This window comes from Comamonas sp. GB3 AK4-5, assembly GCF_041320665.1.
GTDB lineage: Bacteria > Pseudomonadota > Gammaproteobacteria > Burkholderiales > Burkholderiaceae_C > Comamonas.
This window is the reverse complement of sequence record NZ_CP166730.1, coordinates 1-19788: the sequence shown is the minus strand read 5'-3', so window position 1 is coordinate 19788 and position 19788 is coordinate 1. Positions and strand designations below refer to the sequence as shown.

Annotated in this window: 12 protein-coding genes; 4 read left to right on the top strand and 8 right to left on the bottom strand. The window is 61.6% G+C overall.

Annotated elements, in window-relative coordinates:
• Positions 1–182: 182 nt before the first annotated feature.
• The 4 genes from ACA027_RS00060 to ACA027_RS00045 all read right to left on the bottom strand — a co-directional run bounded on the left by ACA027_RS00060 (position 183) and on the right by ACA027_RS00045 (position 5211).
• A complete protein-coding gene (locus ACA027_RS00060) occupies positions 183–1502 on the bottom strand; it encodes a cytochrome c (protein WP_370680373.1) in 1320 nt (439 codons plus the stop codon).
• A gap of 15 nt (positions 1503–1517) precedes the next feature.
• Positions 1518–3824, bottom strand: a complete 2307-nt coding sequence (locus tag ACA027_RS00055; RefSeq protein ID WP_370680372.1) for a molybdopterin cofactor-binding domain-containing protein — start codon at positions 3822–3824, stop codon at positions 1518–1520.
• Positions 3824–4459 (bottom strand): (2Fe-2S)-binding protein, encoded by a 636-nt coding sequence (locus ACA027_RS00050; RefSeq protein WP_370680371.1) that lies wholly within the window; start codon positions 4457–4459, stop codon positions 3824–3826. Before ACA027_RS00050 ends, ACA027_RS00055 begins: the two co-directional genes overlap by 1 nt.
• A 518-nt stretch (positions 4460–4977) precedes the next feature.
• Complete coding sequence (locus tag ACA027_RS00045; RefSeq protein ID WP_370680370.1) at positions 4978–5211, bottom strand: hypothetical protein; 234 nt, start codon at positions 5209–5211, stop codon at positions 4978–4980.
• 71 nt (positions 5212–5282) lie between these two features.
• Between ACA027_RS00045 and ACA027_RS00040 the strand changes: the two genes are divergently transcribed.
• The 4 genes from ACA027_RS00040 to ACA027_RS00025 all read left to right on the top strand — a co-directional run bounded on the left by ACA027_RS00040 (position 5283) and on the right by ACA027_RS00025 (position 12138).
• The gene (locus ACA027_RS00040) at positions 5283–5648 is read left to right on the top strand and encodes a hypothetical protein (RefSeq protein WP_370680369.1); all 366 of its coding nucleotides are present in this window, start codon (positions 5283–5285) and stop codon (positions 5646–5648) included.
• A 95-nt stretch (positions 5649–5743) separates the two neighbouring features.
• On the top strand, positions 5744–9220 hold the full coding sequence (gene hsdR, locus ACA027_RS00035; RefSeq protein ID WP_370680368.1) for a type I restriction-modification system endonuclease: 3477 nt from the start codon (positions 5744–5746) through the stop codon (positions 9218–9220).
• 207 nt (positions 9221–9427) lie between these two features.
• Entirely contained in the window at positions 9428–10885 is a 1458-nt protein-coding gene (locus ACA027_RS00030; RefSeq protein WP_370680367.1) for an N-6 DNA methylase, read from the top strand.
• The gene (locus ACA027_RS00025) at positions 10882–12138 is read left to right on the top strand and encodes a restriction endonuclease subunit S (protein ID WP_370680366.1); all 1257 of its coding nucleotides are present in this window, start codon (positions 10882–10884) and stop codon (positions 12136–12138) included. Before ACA027_RS00030 ends, ACA027_RS00025 begins: the two co-directional genes overlap by 4 nt.
• Before the next feature lie 507 nt (positions 12139–12645).
• Here the strand turns inward: ACA027_RS00025 and ACA027_RS00020 are convergent.
• The 4 genes from ACA027_RS00020 to dnaA all read right to left on the bottom strand — a co-directional run bounded on the left by ACA027_RS00020 (position 12646) and on the right by dnaA (position 19784).
• On the bottom strand, positions 12646–14337 hold the full coding sequence (locus ACA027_RS00020; protein WP_370680365.1) for an ATP-binding protein: 1692 nt from the start codon (positions 14335–14337) through the stop codon (positions 12646–12648).
• Positions 14338–14364: 27 nt separating this feature from the next.
• Complete coding sequence (gene gyrB / locus ACA027_RS00015; protein ID WP_370680364.1) at positions 14365–16944, bottom strand: DNA topoisomerase (ATP-hydrolyzing) subunit B; 2580 nt, start codon at positions 16942–16944, stop codon at positions 14365–14367.
• Between the two features lie 151 nt (positions 16945–17095).
• Positions 17096–18217, bottom strand: coding sequence for a DNA polymerase III subunit beta (gene dnaN, locus ACA027_RS00010; RefSeq protein ID WP_370680363.1), 1122 nt, complete (start codon positions 18215–18217; stop codon positions 17096–17098).
• A gap of 157 nt (positions 18218–18374) precedes the next feature.
• Positions 18375–19784, bottom strand: a complete 1410-nt coding sequence (gene dnaA / locus ACA027_RS00005; RefSeq protein WP_370680362.1) for a chromosomal replication initiator protein DnaA — start codon at positions 19782–19784, stop codon at positions 18375–18377.
• Positions 19785–19788: the final 4 nt, after the last annotated feature.

Here is a 19788-nt window from a genome sequence, read left to right as displayed (position 1 = left end):
ACACGCCGCGCCTGAAGCGCTGTCTGGCCGTTGTGGGGTGGGATTCAGTGCCTGCTGGACTGCTTGGGCCCGCTCCTGCAGACATCCCACATCCTCTGTGTAGAGCAAAATTTTTTGGGCCTGACGGCGGCGCCGTCAGGCTGCAACTGCCACCGCGCGCAGCGCGGCAGCGGTTCGAGGGCTTAGTGCAAGGCCTTGGCCGGGTCGGTTTCGGCGCGCAGCTTGGCCACGGCGGGTTGCAGGTTTTGCCACTCGGGCAGGCCGTACTGGGCCCGCATGGTGTTGAGCAGGGTGGCAATCTGCGCATCGCTCAGCGTGTAGCGGAACGAGGGCATGGTGCCCAGCTCGGGGTGGGCCGGAGACTGAATACCTTCCAGCATCACCAGCACCGCATTGGTGGGCGAGTCGGCGTGCATATTGGTGTTCAGCGCCAGCTGCGGGCGGCTGCCGAATGTGGTGTCGGCCAGCAAGCTCTTGGGGTCGCTGCTGTGGCAGCTCATGCAAGCGCCTTGGTACAGGCGCAGGCCTTCGGCATCGGCCGGCACGCGCAACGTGTCGTTGGTCTTTTGCACCAGGGCCTGGGCGTCACCGGGCTCGGCCTTGGCGTCCTTGTACGACATGATGTAGGTCGTCAGCGCCTGCAGATCGGACTCGCCCAACTGGGCCAAGCCGTGGGCCACCGGCGCCATGGGGCCTGCCGCCACGCCGTGGCGCTCGGAGATGCCGGTGCGGAAGTAGGTCAGCAGGTCTTCATGCGTCCAGGGCAGGGGGGCTGCCGTGGCGGAGGTCAGCGCGGGCGCATCCCAGCCTTCGACAGAACCACCGGCCAGGTGGAACATGCCTTTTTTCTCGCCGGCAAACTGGTCGCGTGGCGAGTGGCAGGCGCTGCAGTGGCCCAGGCCTTCGGCGATGTAGACACCGCGGTTCCATTCCGGTGTCTGGCTGGCATCGGGCGCCACGGGGCCGGGCGTCAGATACTTCCAGTTCCACAGCGCCACCCCCTGGCGGATGTTGAAGGGAAAGCCCAAATCGGTCTTGGGCGCCTGGTTCTTCACTGCCGGCTGCGACATCAGATAGGCGTAGATGGCGTGCATGTCCTCATCGGTCACGCGGGTGAAGGCGGTGTAAGGGAAGGCCGGGTAGAGGTTGCGGCCTTCGCGGTCTATGCCGTGGCGCATGGCGCGCTCAAAAGCCTCGTACGACCATTTGCCGATGCCGGTTTCCGGATCGGGCGTGATGTTGGTCGAGTAGATGAGGCCAAAGGGGCTGGGCATGGGGAAGCCGCCCGCGTTTTCCGCACCGCCCTTGGCCGTGTGGCAGATCGCGCAGTCGCCCATGGTCACCAGCAGCTTGCCCTGGTCAATCAGCGCGGGCGAGAACTCCTGCACGTCAATGGCCGCACGCGGCGCGATTTCTGCATGGTGGGTGACGGCAAAAAAGCCGCCGGCCAGCAGCGCGGCCAGGCCCAGGCCGCCGTAGATGATTTTCTTGGCTGTTTTCATCGGTGTTTGTCTGTCTTATTGGCTGGACTTGGCCTGCTTCAACGCGGCCAGCACGCGGCTGGGGGTGAAGGGCACTTCGGTCAGGCGCACGCCGGTGGCGTCGAAGATGGCGTTGGCCACGGCCGCGGCGCTGGGCACGGAGGCCGATTCGCCGGCGCCCATGGGCTCCTCGTGCGGCATTTCCAGCAGCTCGATCTCGACTTCGGGCAGCTCGTCAAAACGCAGCAGCGGGTAGCCGCCCCAGTCCAGCGAGGTCACGCCCTGCTTGTCGAAGGTGACGAATTCCTTGAGCACGCGGCTGGTGGACTGCACGATGTTGCCGTGCACCTGGTGGCGCACGCCGGCGGGGTTGACCATGGCGCCGCAGTCGTGGGTGACATAGACCTTGTCCACCTTCACCTCACCGGTTTCGCGGTTCACCGTCACATCGCAGACCCAGGCGGCCCAGGCAGCGCCGTAGCCGGGGAACTTGCTGTGGAAGTAGCGTGCATAGGCAAAGCCGCGGCCATGCACGATCTTCTGGTCGGCGGGCGCGGGCTTGCGGTGGGCCGGGCCGTCCTGCCACTTGCCCAGGCGGTGCGCGGCCTTGATGACACCCACGGCGCGTGCGTCCTTCATATAGCGCAGGCGGTAGGCGATGGGGTCTTCCTGGGCCAGATAGGCGCACTCATCGATCCAGCTTTCGTGCGCGAACACATTGGGCAGGGCCGAGACGCCGCGCAGCCACGAGGCGCGCACGATGGGGGGCGCGTCTTGCGAGACGATGCGCACCGAGGGGAAGTCGTACAGCGGCACCGAGGTGCGGTCGCCCATTTGCAGCACGCGCTTTTCGTTCTTGACCTTGCCGGTCAGTACCAGGGCCAGCGTGGGCGAGAGGTTGGAGGGGTAGCTGGTCTGCAGCTGGTAGGCCGCCACACCACCCTTGTCGTCCACACCGCCGCTGACGCGGATCAGTTGGCCTGTGCCCTTGGGCTCCCAGCCTGCTTCCTGCTCGCGCATCAGCTGCACGCGCACCGGCTTGCCCACGGCCTGGGCAAGCAGCACGGCGTCGGCGGCCACGTCGTCGGCGCAGTTGCGGCCATAGCAGCCCGAGGCTTCGAGGCGGTGGATGTTGACGAAGTCGGGGTGCAGGTCCACCAGCTTGCCCAGGTCTTTGCGCAGATCGTGCGGATTCTGGGTGCCGGTCCAGACTTCCACCTTGCCATCGGCCACGCGCGCCACGGCGCAGGACGGACCGATGGAGGCATGCATGTGGTAGGGCCAGATGTAGTCGCGCTCGATCGCCGTCTTGACCTTTTTGCTGGCCTCGGCGAAGTCCGGGTCCTCGCGCAGCATGCGCTCGGTCTTCTCGTTCTGGATCAGCGCGTCGCGCAGGCCGGTGGGGCTCAGATCGGGCAGGCCGGCCCAGTCCTTCCACTTCACCTTGAGCTGGTGCATGGCGGCAATCGCCTGCTCCTCGCGCTCGGCCACGATGCCGATGAAGTCACCCTGGACCACGACCTTGACGATGCCGGGCAGGTGCTTGATGGAGTCATGGTCCACCGCGATCAGGCTGTTGCCCAGCGGCGCGGTGTAGTCGGCGCCGGTATAGGGCGGGCGCACCACGCGGGCGTGCAGCATGTCCGGCAGGCGCACATCGTGCACATAGGTCAGCGCACCCAGCACCTTGTTGGGAATGTCCACGCGCTGCACCGATTGGCCAATGTATTTGTGCTCCTTGCTGGAGCGCAGCGGCATGTGGGTGTCCAGGTCCACGTGCAGGTCCTGGCCTGCGGCCAGCTCGCCGTAGCCTATGCGCTTGCCGGCGCCGATCACAAAGCCGTTTTCGGTGCGCAGCTGCTTGGCCGGCACATTCCAGCGCTTGGCAGCCAGGTCCAGCAGCAGCTGGCGCACCTGGGCCGCGGCCTGGCGCATGGGCGTGGCCGAGTTCTGGATGGTGTCGCTGGCAATCGTGGGGCCCAGGTCGGGGGTGCGGCTGGTGTGGCCCAGGATCATGCGCACGCGGGCGAAATCGGTGTCGATCTCGTCGGCAATCATCTGTGCCAGCGAGGTGCGAATGCCGGTGCCCAGGTCCACGTGACCGTTGTAGCCAATGACTTCACCATTGGCGCTGATGGCGATAAAGCTGTCCACCAGCGTGCCGGCGGGCACGGGGAAAGGGCCTTGCGCGGCCACAGGTGGCTGCAGCACCGGGCCGTTGGCCAGCGTGGCCAGCGGCATGGCAGCGGCGCTGACCATGATCAGGCCACCGGTTTTCAGCAGCTGGCGGCGTGTCAGTTGTGCGGGGCTGGATTCCAGCGCTTTGTCTTTTTTTCCAAACATCACGCCAGCTCCTTGGCACAAGTGGGTTGCTCACAAGCGGCTTGCACGGTGGCGGCAGCGGCTTTCACGCTATGGCCTTGGGCAATCAGCGTGCGGGCGCGGTAGGCGGCGTCCAGAATTTCCAAATGCGTGCCGCAGCGGCACAGGTGGTGGGCCAGCTGCTTTTTGATCTCGTCGTTGCTGGCGTTGGGGCGCTTATCAAACAAGGCCGTCAGCGACATGATCATTCCGTTAACGCAGTAACCGCATTGCGCGGCCTGGGTGTCGATAAAGGCCTGTTGCACCGGGTGCAGCTTGATGGGCGCGGCCGTGACGGGAGCCTTGACGGCAAAGCTGGCGTCCTGCATGTCCTTGAACTGGGGTTCTTGCGCCACGCCGGCCTGGGCCTGCTGCGTGGCAGCGGGCGACAGCCCTTCCAGCGTGGTCACTTCCTTGCCCTGCACCACCGACAGCGGCACCGAGCAGGAGCGCGCTACCTTGCCGTCGATGAGCACGGCGCAGGCGCCGCATTGACCCAGGCCGCAGCCGTACTTGGGGCCGTTGAGCTGCATATCGTTGCGCAGCACATAAAGCAATGGCGTGTCACCGGATGCCTTGTTGGCATCCACCATTTTTCCGTTGAGTTTGAATTTCATCGCATGGACTTCTTATGTCGTGCCAATCAATGGCTGGTGCTGCAGGCAATACAGCAACTGCTTGGGAGGCGGGGAAAGAGAGATATTCAGGAGTGCGCAGGGATAATCAAAATCCATGAAAAGAAAATGAGAGTGCGCACTGTCATAGATTCAATTCATCAAGGGTTTGATAACCGCAAGCGGTTGAACTCCATACCCTTTCCCTCCACTTTTTCCTTTGTCTTGTTTTGCAATGGCAATGCAGCGGCCTAGGCTTGCACCAAGGGCCTATCTATCAGTGACACCACAAATGAGCGCCTGCTGGCTGCAGGTGCAACCAGGCCGCCGCAGCGGAAGGCAAGACACAAGGCCAAGGCCTTGCACGGGATATGCCGCGCGTTGTTGCCAACGGCACTCCCAGACTAAATCCCAAGCAACCTCTTTAAATTTCAGAAATTACTGAAATTTCCTGTATTCACCATAATGAATGTCAGGGAAAAGTAAGCTTACAAGAATCAAGCAAACGTCCAAGATGAAGATTAAGAAACCTTGATAATCGAGTTTTTTCGTTTTACCAATTTTGAATAGCGGTTGGTATAAGGACCTCTGTGATATTCGTAGCCATGGCGAGGGGCGGGCGCCGCCATGTGTTGCCTGGGCGGCATAATACTCATCAATTGATAGCTATCTGTGTTGATGTATGCTGCATCAGCACCGTATTTTGCTGAAATTTTTACGGCTGCACCCTGGCTGGCCATGCTCTGGCAGCGCATGGTGAGCGCCTCTTTGCTTGCCGCGCAGCATGGAACAGGGGTGATGCCGGTGCAGCGGATGGACCCATGACATGAGCGAGAGCTTTCAACACCGCGTGCAGCCCTGGCTGCAGCAATGCTTTGGCGCCGAGATCGCCGCCGACCCGGCCGAGCGCAACCGCCGTTTTCTGGAAGAGGCGCTGGAGCTGGTGCAGGCCAATGGCTGCACCGCCAGCGAGGCCCACCAATGGGTGGACTATGTCTTCAGCCGCCCCGCCGGCGCGCTGCAGCAGGAGGTGGGCGGCGTCATGGTCACGCTGGCATCGCTGTGCCAGGCCGGCGGCGTGGACATGCATGCCGAGGCCGACACCGAGCTGGAGCGCATCAGCCAGCCGGAGACCATGGCCAGGATTCGGGCCAAGCATGCGGGGAAGCCGAAATATGTGGCAACGCCGTGAAGCTTTCTGCGCCCCTGGGAAAGCAGGTCGATTCAGAACGTCATGCCGACGATCACATAATGTGTCTATACGTTAAGAAATAGAGGCAATGGCGAGTGAGTAACTTTGACTTTCTGAGCACGCATTCCCAGTCATTGGCTGCTCTGGGCCTGGCTGCTGAGAAGATCTTTCCTCACGACCCACCGAGCTGCGTGGCCAAGCTGCGCTTGCTGGCGGAAGCCATTGCCAAAGAGGTGGGCCACCGCATTGGAATCCAGTTGCAGCAGCCCACACAAGCCGAGTTGCTGCGCGCCATTGACAGCCGCCTTGGCCTGGATCCGCAATTGCGCCAGATGTTTCATCTGCTGCGCACGCGTGGCAACGACGCGGTGCATGAAGTGGGCGCCCTCATTGGATACCGCGAGGCACTGGAAAGCCTCAAAGTTGCTCGCGAAGTAGCGCTCTGGTTTCATCGAACCTTTGGATCTAACCCGCAATTCAAGCCTGGGCCATTTCAATTGCCGGATGACCCCAGTCAAAAGCTCTATGCGCTGCAAAAACAAATTGCAGCGCTGAATGAGCGACTGAGCAGTGAACAAGCGCTGCTATCCGACCGTGAGGCCATGGCCCAGCTCTTGCAGCAGCAAGCCGATCAGGAAAAGAGCCTGGCCGCTCAAGCGCTGCAAGAGCGCGATATTTACGAGCAACTGGCCAGTGAAGCCAGCGCCACCATTGAGCAACTCCAGGCCGACCTGCTCCAAGCACAGGCAGCTGCAGCCAGTGCACAAGCCCCCAGCGTTGAGTCTGTGCGCGCCTGGGGTGAGCGTTCTCGCAAGGCCGCAAGCCTGGTGCAGATGGATGAAGCTGCCACCCGCCTCATCATTGACCAAATGCTGTGCGATGCCGGCTGGAAGGCCGATACCGTCGAGCTGACCTATGCCAAGGGCGCACGCCCTGTGCGCGGGCAGAACCTGGCGATTGCCGAGTGGCCCATGCAAGGCATGCAAAGCGCAGACTATGTGCTGTTTGCCGGCCTGGTGCCTGTGGCCGTGGTGGAAGCCAAGCGCCTCAATCAAAACGTGGCCGGCAAGATTGCGCAGGCCGAGCGCTATGCACGTAGCTTTGCCGTGGCGGGTGATGCAGAGATGGCTTGGAGCGCACTGCAGCCTGCGCAGCCATGGGCTGACGGGCAAGGTGCTTGGTTCCAGATTCCGTTTGCCTACTCCTGCAATGGCCGTCCCTACGTCAAGCAGCACGAGCAATCCAGTGGCACATGGTTTCGAGACCTACGTCATACGGCCAACTTGGCCAAGCCTTTGCAGGGCTTTCATTCACCAGAAGGCTTGCAGGACCTGCTGCACCGCGATATCGCCAAGGCACAGGCCAAGCTGGAGACCGAGGCCGCCATCTACCTGGGCCTGCGTGACTACCAGCTCAATGCCATCCAGGCGGTGGAGCAACGCCTGGCCCATGGCCAGCGCAATTGCTTGCTGGCCATGGCCACAGGAACGGGCAAAACGCGCACCATCATTGGGCTGATCTACCGCCTGCTCAAGGCCGAGCGCTTCAAGCGCATTCTGTTTCTGGTCGATCGCACGGCATTGGGTGACCAGGCATTGGAAGCCTTTGGCGACATGGTGCTGGAGCAGAACATGCCGCTCTCCAGGCTCTACAACATTGCCGAACTGGGCGATATGGCGGCCGAGGCGGAAGACCGTGTGCAGGTTGCCACGGTGCAAGCCATGGTCAAGCGTGTTTTTGGCAGCGACAGCCCGCCGCCCGTGGACCAGTTTGACTGCATCATCGTGGACGAAGCCCACCGGGGCTACACGCTGGACCAAGACATGACCGAAGGCGAGCTGGAGCTGCGCGACCAAGCCCAGTACCTGTCCACCTACCGCCGCGTGCTGGACTACTTTGACGCCATCAAAGTGGGCCTCACGGCCACACCAGCCAAGCACACCAGCGACATCTTTGGTCACCCCATCTACACCTACAGCTACCGCGAAGCCGTGGCCGATGATTGGCTGATCGACCACGAGCCCCCCATTCGCTACACCACGCTGCTCACGCAAAACGGCATCCACTTTGCCAAAGGCGATGCGGTGGAAAGCATCCACCTGCAAACCGGTGAAATCGACACGGCAGAGTTGGACGATGAGTTGCACTTCGACGTGGCCAGCTTCAACAAAGGCGTGCTCAACGACAACTTCAACCGCGTCATCTGCAACCAGCTGGCGCAGGAGTTGGACCCCTTCAGTGACGAGAAGACCATGATCTTCTGCGCCACCGACACCCATGCGGACACCGTGGTGCGCATGCTGGGCGAGGCCTTCAAAGAGCTGCATGGCGACGCTTACAACCAGGCCAGCGTCATCAAAATCACTGGCAAGACCGACAAAGTCAGCCAGATGATCCGCAACTACAAGAACGAGGCCTATCCCAAGGTGGCCGTCACGGTGGACCTGCTCACCACCGGCATTGATGTGCCCCCCATCTGCAACCTTGTCTTCATGCGCCGTGTGCGCTCGCGCATCTTGTACGAGCAAATGATTGGCCGCGCCACACGCCGTTGCGATGAGATTGGCAAAACCGTCTTTCGCATCTACGACCCGGTGGACCTGTATGCCACGCTGCAAAACGTGAACACCATGCAGCCCCTGGTGAAAAACCCCAACATCACCATCGACCAGTTGCTGGATGAGCTGCACAACCCCGTGTCCTACCAGGCACCAGGCAGCACGCCAGAGCGCAAGCATGCCGACGATGTGCTGGACCAGTTGAACCAAAAACTCATGCGCGTGCTGCGCAAGGCCGCGCACAAGGCCGAGAAAAAACCTGCGCTCAAAGAGCGGCTGCAGCAGCTGGAGCAAAGCTGGGGTGTGCCTCCGGCCCAGTTGCACCGCCATCTGCATGAAGTGGCCCAAAAGCAGGGCACGCAAGCGGCAGCCAATTTTCTGCGCGACAACACCCGGCTGCTGCAGCAACTGGGCGAGGTGCAGGAGCTCATGGGCATAGCCTATCGCCCAGTGATTTCCAGCCACCATGATGAGCTGAAAGAGCGCCAGCAAAACTGGGGCCAGTATGCGAAGCCAGAGGACTACCTCGACGGCTTTGCCAGCTTCATCAAAGAACAGCTCAACCAGTCCGTGGCCTTGTCGGTGGTGGTCAACCGCCCCAAAGACCTCACCAGGGAGCAACTGCGCGAAGTGCGCCTGCTGCTCGATGGCGCAGGCTACAGCGAAGCCGCCCTCCAAGCAGCCTGGCGCAGCCAAAGCAACCAGGACATTGCGGCCGGCATCGTGGCCCATATCCGCAAAGCCGCGCTGGGCGAAGCCCTGCTTTCGTTTGAAGAGCGTGTAAACCGCGCCATGCAGCGCATCTACAGCCTGCACAGCTGGACGACGGCGCAGCGCAGCTGGCTGGACCGCATTGCCAAGCAGCTCAAGCATGAAACCGTGGTGGACAGCAACTTCCTCAACGAAGCCTTCCGCCAGCAAGGCGGCACCAAACAGGTCGACAAAGTTCTGGGCGGCCAGCTGGATGCCGTGGTCAGCCACCTGGCCGAAGCGCTGTGGCAAAAAGCGGCCTGATGGGGCTTGGCGAAGCGCTATGCTCAGCGCTCTTTGCACCCGCCTCTGCGCCCGCCTTCACCCCGGTATGGGCCTGCGGGTCGCCTCTTCAAAAATAAGAGCTGCTGGTGCTTACCGCTCAATGCTTTCATGCACCAATCATGCTGAAGCCGTTGGCTGACAAGCACAGGCAGCTATCCAAAACAAAGCATACATTTTTCCATTGGCATGACCACCTCTGACATCGTCCAGAAACTCTGGAACCTTTGCGACGTTCTGCGCGACGACGGCATCAACTACAGCGACTACGTCACCGAGCTCGTGCTGCTGCTCTTCATCAAGATGGAGCATGAAAACCTGGAATCCGGCGTCATCCAAGCGCCGCTGCTGCCCGAATACGCCCGCTGGACGCAGCTGCGTGGCCTCTCCGGCATCAACCTGCTCAACACCTACCGCCGCACGCTGCAGCAGCTGTCCGAGTCCACCAGCCCGCGCATTGCCGCCATCTACGCCAACGCCCAAACCAGCCTGAGCGAGCCGCGCCACCTGGAGCAGCTCATCAGCGACCTGGACCGCATCGACTGGTTCGACACCGACAAAGACGGCCTGGGCGATCTGTACGAAGGCTTGCTGGAAAAGAACGCCAGCGAGACCAAAAGCGGCGCAGGCCAGTACTTCACGCCGCGCCCGCTGATTGACGCCATGATTGCCGTCATGCGCCCGCAAGTCGGCGAAACCATCCAAGACCCCGCCGCAGGCACCGCAGGCTTTTTGATTGCCGCCGACCGCGCCATCCGCGCCCAGACCGATGACTTGCTTGACCTGAGCGAAGCCCAGCGCGCCTTCCAGATTCGCAAGGCCTACACCGGCATGGAGCTGGTGCCCAATACCCGGCGCCTGGCGCTGATGAACTGCCTGCTGCACGGCATTGAGGGTGACCAGGAAGGCGCCATTCACCTGGGCAACACCTTGGGCACGGCCGGCCAGCGTCTGCCCAAAAGCGACATCATCCTCAGCAACCCGCCCTTTGGCACGGCCAAGGGCGGCGGTGGCCCCACGCGCGATGACCTCACCTATGTGACCAGTAACAAGCAACTGGCCTTTGTGCAGCACATCGTCAAACACCTCAAAGACGGCGGCCGCGCCGCCGTGGTGCTGCCCGACAACGTGCTGTTTGAAGCCGGCGTGGGCGCAGACATACGCCGCGCCTTGATGGACAAATGCCGTTTGCACACCGTGCTGCGCCTGCCCACCGGCATCTTCTATGCCCAGGGCGTGAAAACCAATGTGCTGTTCTTTGAAAAAGTGGGCGAAGCCGCCACCGGCAGCACCCAAGACGTATGGGTGTACGACATGCGCGCCAACGCCCCCAAGTTTGGCAAACGCACCCCGCTGACCGCCGCGCACTTTGCGGACTTCATCAAAGCCTATGGCGAGGATGCGAACGGCAAGAGCACGCGCACCGATGGCGGCGAACAAAGCCGCTGGCGCTGCTTCAGCCGCGAATGGATTCGCGCTGAAAAGCAAGACAGCCTGGACATTGCCTGGCTCAAGGACGATAGCGTGGAAGACGCGGCCGACCTGCCCGAACCCGCTGTGCTGGCGCGGGAGATTACCGATGAGCTGAATGCGGCGCTGGAGGAGCTGGAAGGGATTTTGGCGGAGTTGGGGGAGGGGGCGGAATGAGTACTTCGCTACCTAGCTCTTGGGCAGTTTCTGAGATTGGCTCGCTTTGCGATTTAAAAAATGGACGAGCATTTAAACCGACTGAATGGAGCCTAGAAGGCTTGCCGATTGTTCGAATTCAAAATTTAAACAATCCAAATGCTTCATTTAATTGTTACTCAGGTGAATACGAGAATAAGTATTTTTTAAAAGGCGGTGAATTGCTTTTCGCTTGGTCGGGGACTCCGGGTACTTCCTTTGGAGCTCATGTGTGGCGTGGTGGTGAGGCGCTATTAAACCAACACATTTTTCGTGTTGATTTTGATGATTCATTTTTGGATCGTAGGTTATTTCGACATGCAATCAATCAAAAGCTCAATGATTTAATTGGGAAAGCGCACGGCGGCGCAGGATTGCAGCACGTCACCAAAGGAAAGTTTGAAGCGACACAGATTGTTGTTCCTCCACGCAATGAACAACGCCGCATCGCCGACAAACTCGACACCATCCTGACCCGCGTCGATGTCCTGAACGACCGCCTCGCCCGCATCACCCCTTTGCTCAAACGCTTCCGCCAGTCCGTCTTGGCTGCCGCCACTTCGGGGCGGTTGACGGAGGATTGTGCATTTGGTGAGGTGAAACGATGCTTGTTGAAAAACATAATAAAAGTCTCTTCCGGAGATGGGCTAGTTGCAAAAAATATGAATTCAGAAGGCAATATCCCCGTTTATGGCGGGAATGGTGTCAATGGATATCACGATAGATTTAATGTTTATGAACCAACAATCGTTATTGGACGTGTTGGTTATTATTGTGGGAGTGTTTACTTAACGCCAAAGCACGCTTGGGTTACAGATAATGCGCTGAAAGTTAAGTTTGATAGCGAAATACTAGATAAAAATTTTCTCTATTTTTCACTGCTTGGGATTAACTTGCGTGAGAATATTTCCTCAACGGCTCAACCTGTTATTTCTGGTCAGAAAATTTATTCATTGGTATTTCGACTACCTTCATATGAAGAACAAGCCGAAATCGTCCGTCGCGTCGAAATCCTGTTTGCCTATGCCGACCGGCTGGAAGCCCGGCTGCAAACTGCCCGCACCGCTGCCGACCGCCTCACCCCCGCGCTGCTGGCCAAGGCCTTTCGCGGCGAGCTGGTGCCGCAAGACCCCAATGACGAGCCCGCAACCGAGCTGCTGCGCCGCCTGCGCGAGGCGCGTGCAGCCCAAGCCCCCGCCAAAAAAACGCGTGGCCGCAAGGCGTCGGCAGCCTGATTTTTGACAACCAGCGCCTGCCTCAACGTCTGCCCCAACGGCGGTTGTCGGAGCACGCTGGAGTGCAGCCGTTGGCTTGGGCTGCATCCAAAACCAGCAGCGGAAAAAGTGAGCAGTCTGTGCCCATGTACAGCGCGTTGTAGATACCTATCAGCGTGAAAGTGGTGCAATGACGGCTGCGGCAGCTGCGAAAAGCAGAGCGGTTGAAATATGCCAAGGCAGGCTGCTTGCATCTCCATGCGTGCCCTGCCGGGATGATTTTTTTCCTCTGCTGAGGAAGGTGCGTAGACAGGCGGCTTCATAGCCAGGTGTCCAGGGGCATGGTGAACACCATCAAGCGAGGGCTGTACGCTGCTCTGGATGCGCTCAGAAAAGCTGCGGCGCCGGGGTTGGGGTATGACCTGCCCAGCGCCTAGATTTGCGCGAAAAATGGCTTCTCGGCGTTTTCCAGCTCCCAGCCCCTCAACGCTCTCCCCGCCAGCAGAATCGGATGCTCTTCATCCGTTTTCATCCGTTTTCATCCGTTTTCATCCGTTTTTGCCCACGCTCTCCCATCCGATAGAACGCCCCACGCCCTGCACCTTCCAGTCGTAGCAACTCCGAACCTTGCATCCGTTTCAATAAATCCTTGGACTGCCCTTCACTCAAGTGGCACAAGTCCATGATCTCCGCACGGCGGATTTGCCCATGCTGCTGCACGTAACTCAGCACCATTTGCTCGTGCTGTATCGGGGTGAAACCAGCCTGGCGGGTATAGCCTGCCTTGTCACCCGCGGCTCGGTATACAGAGGCCGACAGCGTATAGCTGCGCCCCCGGGTGTGGCCATGGGCTTGTACCAACCCCGCCTCGGTCAGCGCCTCCAGCGTACGTTTGGCGCTGGCGGCATCGCGTTGAATGCGTTCGGCCAGTTCATCGGCTGTCACCCGCTTCAGCGCGCGAATTGCTGCCAGGGCGATCAGGCTGTCTATCGGCAGCTCGGCAGTCCGGCGCCGCTCCTCTTCCACGACCAGGCGGCGGAAGTCCTGGTCGGCGGGCTCGGTGGGCAGGCGCAGCACCACGCTGTGGGCGTCGGTGCGCGAATAGTCGGGACTCGGGCGGCCGAACTTGAGCATGCCGCGAAAAATCGTATCCACACCGCGTCCCGAGCGCTCCACCACGCCGATGCGCTTCATGGCATCGGCCAGAGCGCGGTTGCGTGGGCGTGGCTCGGTCACCAGCAGATTGGCCAGCGTCACGCCGTCCACCAGCCCACCGGGGTTGCTGATTGCCAGCGCATCGTCTTCCAGCCGTACATGCACCGCACCCAGGCGGTGGTAGTCGCGGTGAATCAGTGCATTGGCCACGGCCTCGCGAAAGGCCGCCATATCCACCATGGGCACTGGCACGCGGAACAGTCCGACCTGAATCTCCTCCTCTGGGTTGTAGGGGCGGAAATTGGTTTCCAGCCAGTCCAGCGCCTTCAGCAGCGGAAAGCGGCGAAACTCATTGAAGCGCACAGCCTGTTGCGCCAGCACCTGGAAGGCGAACTCATGGGTGGGCACCCATTGGTGCAGCGAACTTTCTCGTCCCACCAGCAGCAGGCCGGTGAGCGTCGGCACACGCGTGCCATCGGGCTGGCGTGTCGTCAGGCCCAGCGCACCGTCCAGTGCTTCATCGTCCAGCTCCAGCAGCACCCTGTCGCCACCGTACTGTTGTACTGCTTGGCGCAGGCGCTCGCGCTCCAGTGGGTCCAGGTCGGCCAGTGTGGCGCCCGCCACCGGCTGGGCCGATACATCCTCCAGACCCAGGCTGCTGGCGCGGCTTTCACGCTCGTGCGGCAGCATGGGGGCGCACTCGGGTGTGCCGTCATGTTTGAGCCGCCTGCGCAGGTAGACGCCGTTCGCTGTGGCCACGATGGACTGTGCCTTGGGTACCGCAATGCGTGCCACGGGCAGACCGGCTGCATCGACCTGCTCCACCTGGACTCGCAGCGAGGGCGAGGTCCGCGCTGCCACCAGCCCGGCCAGACCCGCCAGATTGAGGTGCTCGGCATGCAGGCCGGTAGGCCTGCCGTCGTCCTCTACGCCTAGCCATAGTTCGCCGCCTTCGGCATTGGCCAGGCAGACCAGGGCCTCGACCAACTCGCGGTCGGGGAGTTTTTTCAGGTCGCTCTTGAACTCAACCGACAGCGATTCGGCACGAGGCAGGCGGTGGATCATGAGGTCGTGCTCTGCTCTGCCTCAGCTTTACACGTCAATATTCCCTGCGCGCAGCGCGTTGGCTTCGATGAAGTCGCGGCGTGGCTCGACTTCGTCGCCCATGAGCATGGTGAACACGCGGTCGGCTTCGATGGCGTCGCCCACCTTGACCTGCAGCAGGCTGCGGACCTGGGGGTCCATGGTGGTTTCCCAGAGCTGCTCGGGGTTCATTTCACCCAGGCCCTTGTAGCGCTGGCGGCCGGTGGTGCGTTCGGCTTCGCTGATAAGCCAGCGCATGGCCTGGCGGAAGTCGCCCACTTTTTCGGTCTTGGCTTTTTCGCCTTCACCACGGGTGACCTTGGCGCCTTCGGCCAGCAGGCCGACGAAGTTCTGGGCCTCGTCTGCCAGTGCGGCGTAGTCGTGGCTGGCCACGAACTCCTGGGTCAGGATGGAGCTCTTGATGTTGCCGTGGTGGTGGCGGCTGATGCGCAGCACCGGGTTTTGCGAGTTGGGGTCGATCTCGGCCGTCACGGCGGCGGGGATGCCGGTGGCGCTGAGCTCGCGCAGCTTGGCCTCCAGGGCGGCGGCGCTGTCCTGGGCTTCTTCGATATGGCCCAGCTTGATCTGGATGCCGTCGGCAATGGCGCGCAGGGCTTCTGCGTCCATGAAGGCGGAGAGGCGTTCGATCACGGCCTCGGCGGCCAGGTGCATATGGGCCAGCTTGTCCAGGTCTTCGCCGCTGATGGTGCGGGCGTTGTCACCGCCGGTGCTGACGCTGGCGTTTTGCAGGGCGATGCGCATCAGGAACTGGTCCAGCGCCGGGCCGTCCTTGAGGTAGAGCTCTTCCTTGCCGTTCTTGACCTTGTACAGCGGCGGCTGGGCGATGTAGATGTGGCCGCGCTCGACCAGGTCGGGCATCTGGCGGTAGAAGAAGGTCAGCAGCAGGGTGCGGATGTGGGCGCCGTCCACGTCGGCGTCGGTCATGATGATGATGCGGTGGTAGCGCAGCTTGTCGACGTTGTAGTCGTCGCTGCCGCTCTTGCCGGATTCTTCGCTGGCCTTGCCGATGCCGGTGCCCAGGGCGGTGATCAGGGTGATGATTTCCTGGCTGGACAGCAGCTTTTCGTAGCGGGCTTTTTCCACGTTCAGGATCTTGCCGCGCAGGGGCAGGATGGCCTGGAATTTGCGGTCGCGACCTTGCTTGGCGGAGCCGCCGGCGGAGTCACCCTCGACGATGTAGATTTCGCACAGCGCCGGGTCTTTTTCCTGGCAGTCGGCCAGCTTGCCGGGCAGGCCCATGCCGTCGAGCACGCCCTTGCGGCGCGTCATTTCGCGGGCCTTGCGCGCGGCTTCACGGGCGCGGGCGGCTTCGACGATCTTGCCGCAGAGAATCTTGGCGTCGTTCGGCTTTTCTTCCAGGTAGTCGGTGAGCAGCTTGCCGACGATGTCTTCCACCGGGGCGCGCACTTCGGAGCTGACCAGCTTGTCCTTGGTCTGGCTGCTGAACTTGGGCTCGGGCACCTTCACAGAAAGCACGGCGCACAGGCCTTCGCGCATGTCGTCGCCGGTGACTTCGACCTTGGCCTTTTTGGCCAGCTCATGGTCGGCGATGTACTTGCCGATGACGCGGGTCATGGCGGCGCGCAGGCCGGTCAGGTGGGTGCCGCCGTCACGCTGGGGGATGTTGTTGGTGAAACACAGCACCTGCTCGGCATAGCTGTCGTTCCACTGCATGGCCACTTCGACGCCGATTTCGGTGCCGGGAATACCGCCGTAGCTGTCGGCAGGGCGGGTACCCGTGGCGTGGAAGGTGGTGGGGTGCAGCACCTTCTTGGTGCCGTTGATGAACTCCACAAAGCCCTTGACGCCGCCGGCGCCCGAGAAGTCGTCCTCACGGCCGTCGCGCTCGTCCTTGAGGCGAATGCGCACGCCGTTGTTCAGGAAGGAGAGTTCGCGCAGGCGCTTGGCCAGGATCTCGTAGCGGAACTCGAAGTTCTCTTTGAAGATTTCCTGGTCGGGCAGAAAGTGCACCTTGGTGCCGCGCTTGTCGCTGGGGCCCAGCACGCGCATGGGCGAGGTTTCCACGCCGTCGACGATTTCGATGGGGCGGTTTTGCACAAAGCCGCGCGAGAAATCGATCTCATGGCGCTGGCCGTCACGGCTGACGGTGAGCTTGAGCCAGATGGACAGCGCGTTCACGCAGGACACGCCCACGCCGTGCAGGCCGCCCGAGACCTTGTAGCTGTTCTGGTTGAACTTGCCGCCGGCGTGCAGCTCGGTCAGCGCAATTTCGGCGGCCGAGCGCTTGGGCTCGTGCTTGTCGTCCATCTTCACGCGGGTGGGGATGCCGCGGCCGTTGTCGATGACGGACAGCGAGCCATCGGCGTGGATGGAGACCAGGATGTCGTCGCAGTAGCCAGCCAGGGCTTCGTCGATGGAGTTGTCCACCACTTCGAAGACCAGGTGGTGCAGACCGGTGCCATCGGAGGTATCGCCGATGTACATGCCGGGGCGCTTGCGCACGGCTTCCAGACCTTCGAGGATCTGGATCGCGCCTTCGCCATAGCCGCTAGCGTCCGCCCCGGTGGGGGCTGGGTTCTGGGTGTCTGGCTGGTTGTCTGCGGTCATGAATGAAATTGCCTTGATGCTGCAAAAACAAGAGCTTGCTAAGCTTGTTCTGCCTTGAATTCAACGAAGTAACGGGTGGAAACGAAGCAGCAGCATGCACATGCTGCTCTTCTTTTTGTTAGCACCCGTGTTGGGGCACCGGTGCGGTGCCTCAGATGCGCATGGGCATCACCACGTATTTGAAGCGCTCGTTTTCTGGAATGGTCACCAGGGCCGAGCTGTTGCCGTCGGCCAGTTGCACCTGCACCATGTCCTGGCCCATATTGGCCAGCACGTCGATCAGGTAGGTCACGTTGAAGCCGATTTCGATGGCATCGCCGCCGTAGTCGATATCGAGCTCGTCCACCGCCTCTTCCTGCTCGGCATTGGTCGATGCCACGCGCAGCAGGCCGGGCTCCAGGTTCAGGCGCACGCCCTTGAACTTGTCGCTGGTCATGATGGCCGTGCGCTGCAGGCTGGCCAGCAACGGGGCGCGGCCCAGGGTGATGCTGTTGCCGTGGTTGCGCGGGATGACGCGGTTGTAGTCGGGGAACTTGCCTTCGACCAGCTTGGTGACGAATTCCATGCCGCCAAAGGTGAACTTGGCCTGGTTGCTGGCGAACTGCATCTCGATGCGGGGCGAGTTCTCGCCACCCACGTCGGACAGCAGGCGCTGCAGCTCCAGCACGGTCTTGCGCGGCAGAATCACTTCCTGCTTCACGGCGGCTTCCACATCCAGCTCGGCGCTGGCCCAGGCCAGACGGTGGCCGTCGGTGGCGACCAGGGAGAGGGTGTTGCCCTCGGCCACGAACAAGATGCCGTTCAGGTAGTAGCGGATGTCCTGCACGGCCATGGCGAAGGACACCTGGCCCATCAAGTCCTTCAAGACCTTTTGCGGCACGCTGAAAGCGGGGCCGAAGGCGGCGGCTTCCTGCACCAGCGGAAAGTCCTCTGCCGGCAGGGTCTGCAGGGTGAAGCGGCTCTTGCCGCCCTTGAGGATGATCTTGGACTGCTGCGTCTCCAGGCTCACGGTCTGGTCGGCGGGCATGGTCTTCAGAATGTCGATCAGCTTGCGCGAACCCACGGTGGTGGTGAAGTCCCCGGTGTCGCCCCCCAGCTCGGCCGTGGTGCGGATCTGGATTTCCAGGTCGCTGGTGGTCAGCTGCAGCGCGTTGCCGGTCTTCTTGATCAGCACGTTTGCCAGGATAGGCAGGGTGTGGCGGCGTTCGACGATGCCGGACACCGATTGCAGGACCGCGAGAACTTTGTCTTGTGTGGCTTTCAGGACGATCATGTCAACCTCTGATGATGAATCGGGAGCGGCATCTGGGCCAGCGGCATGGACTTCCATGCTCCCTCACGCTGCCCAAACACCGCATTGTGCCCCGGCAGCCCCGCACAAGCTATGTATGCGGCAGGGCCCCTGGGGCGTAATAGTAATAGAGCCGTTGTCAGCCTTTGAGCGTCTGCTCCAGCACATGCAGCTGCTGGTTCAACTCGGTCAGCTGTTGGCGCTCTCCGGCAATCTTGCGCACCGCGTGCAGCACGGTGGTGTGGTCACGGCCGCCAAACAGCTCGCCAATCTCGGGCAGGCTTTTTTGCGTCAGCTCCTTGGCCAGGTACATGGCAATCTGGCGCGGGCGGGCAATGCTGGCCGGGCGCTTCTTGCTGTACATGTCGGCGACTTTGATCTTGTAGTAGTCGGCCACCGTTTTCTGGATGTTTTCCACCGAGATCTGGCGGTTTTGGATCGACAGCAGATCGCGCAGTGCCTCGCGGGCCAGTTGGATGGAGACTTCCTTTTGGTTGAAGCGCGAATAGGCCAAGATCTTGCGCAGCGCGCCTTCGAGCTCTCGCACGTTGGAGCGCACGTTCTTGGCCACGAAGAAGGCCACTTCCTCGGGCATCTCGGCGTTTTCGGCGCGCGCCTTGTTGATCAGAATCGCCACGCGCATTTCCAGCTCGGGCGGCTCGATGGCCACCGTCAGGCCCGAGTCAAAGCGCGAGACCAGGCGCTCGTGGATGTTGGCCAGACCCTTGGGGTAGGTGTCGGACGTCATCACGATGTGGCTCTTCTTGGCCAGCAGGGCCTCGAAGGCGTTGAAGAACTCTTCCTGCGTGCGGTCCTTGTTCGCAAAGAACTGCACGTCGTCGATCAGCAGCAGATCGAGGGAGTGGTAGCGCTCCTTGAACTCGTCGAAGGTGCGGCGCTGGTAGGCCTTGACCACATCCGAGACGAATTGCTCGGCATGGATGTAGAGAACTTTGGCGTCGGGCTTGTCGGCCAGCAGCTGGTTGCCCACGGCATGCACCAAGTGGGTCTTACCCAGGCCGACGCCGCCGTAGATGAACAAGGGGTTGTAGAGGTGGCCGGGTGAGCCCGCCACATGCATGGCGGCCGAGCGCGCCATGCGGTTGGCCGTACCTTCGACCAGGGTGTCAAAGGTCAGGGCCGGATTCAGGCGGGTGCGAAAGACCGGGGCGGCCACTTCTTCGTTGACCGATGGGGCCGCGCCCACCGATGCATCGGCACCTGCGGCGTGCGACATCTGCGGGTTGACGGGGCGAACATAAGTACGCACAACGCTTTCGCGGTGTGCGAGCGCCAACTCCAGTGTCACGGGCTGGCCGTACAAGGACTCCAGCAGCGCGGCGATGCGGCCCGCATACTGGGCTCGAATCCAGTCGAGCTTGAAGCGGTTGGCCACGTAGACCGTGACCTTGGAGAAGTCCTCGGCCACGGCGGCGGTCAAGGGCTTGATCCAGGTGTTGTACTGCTGCTCCGGCAGGTCTTGGCTGAGCTGCTCTACGCAGGCTTGCCACAGGCCCTGGCCGATGTCGTTGGTAGGTTCCTCGGTCATTTCT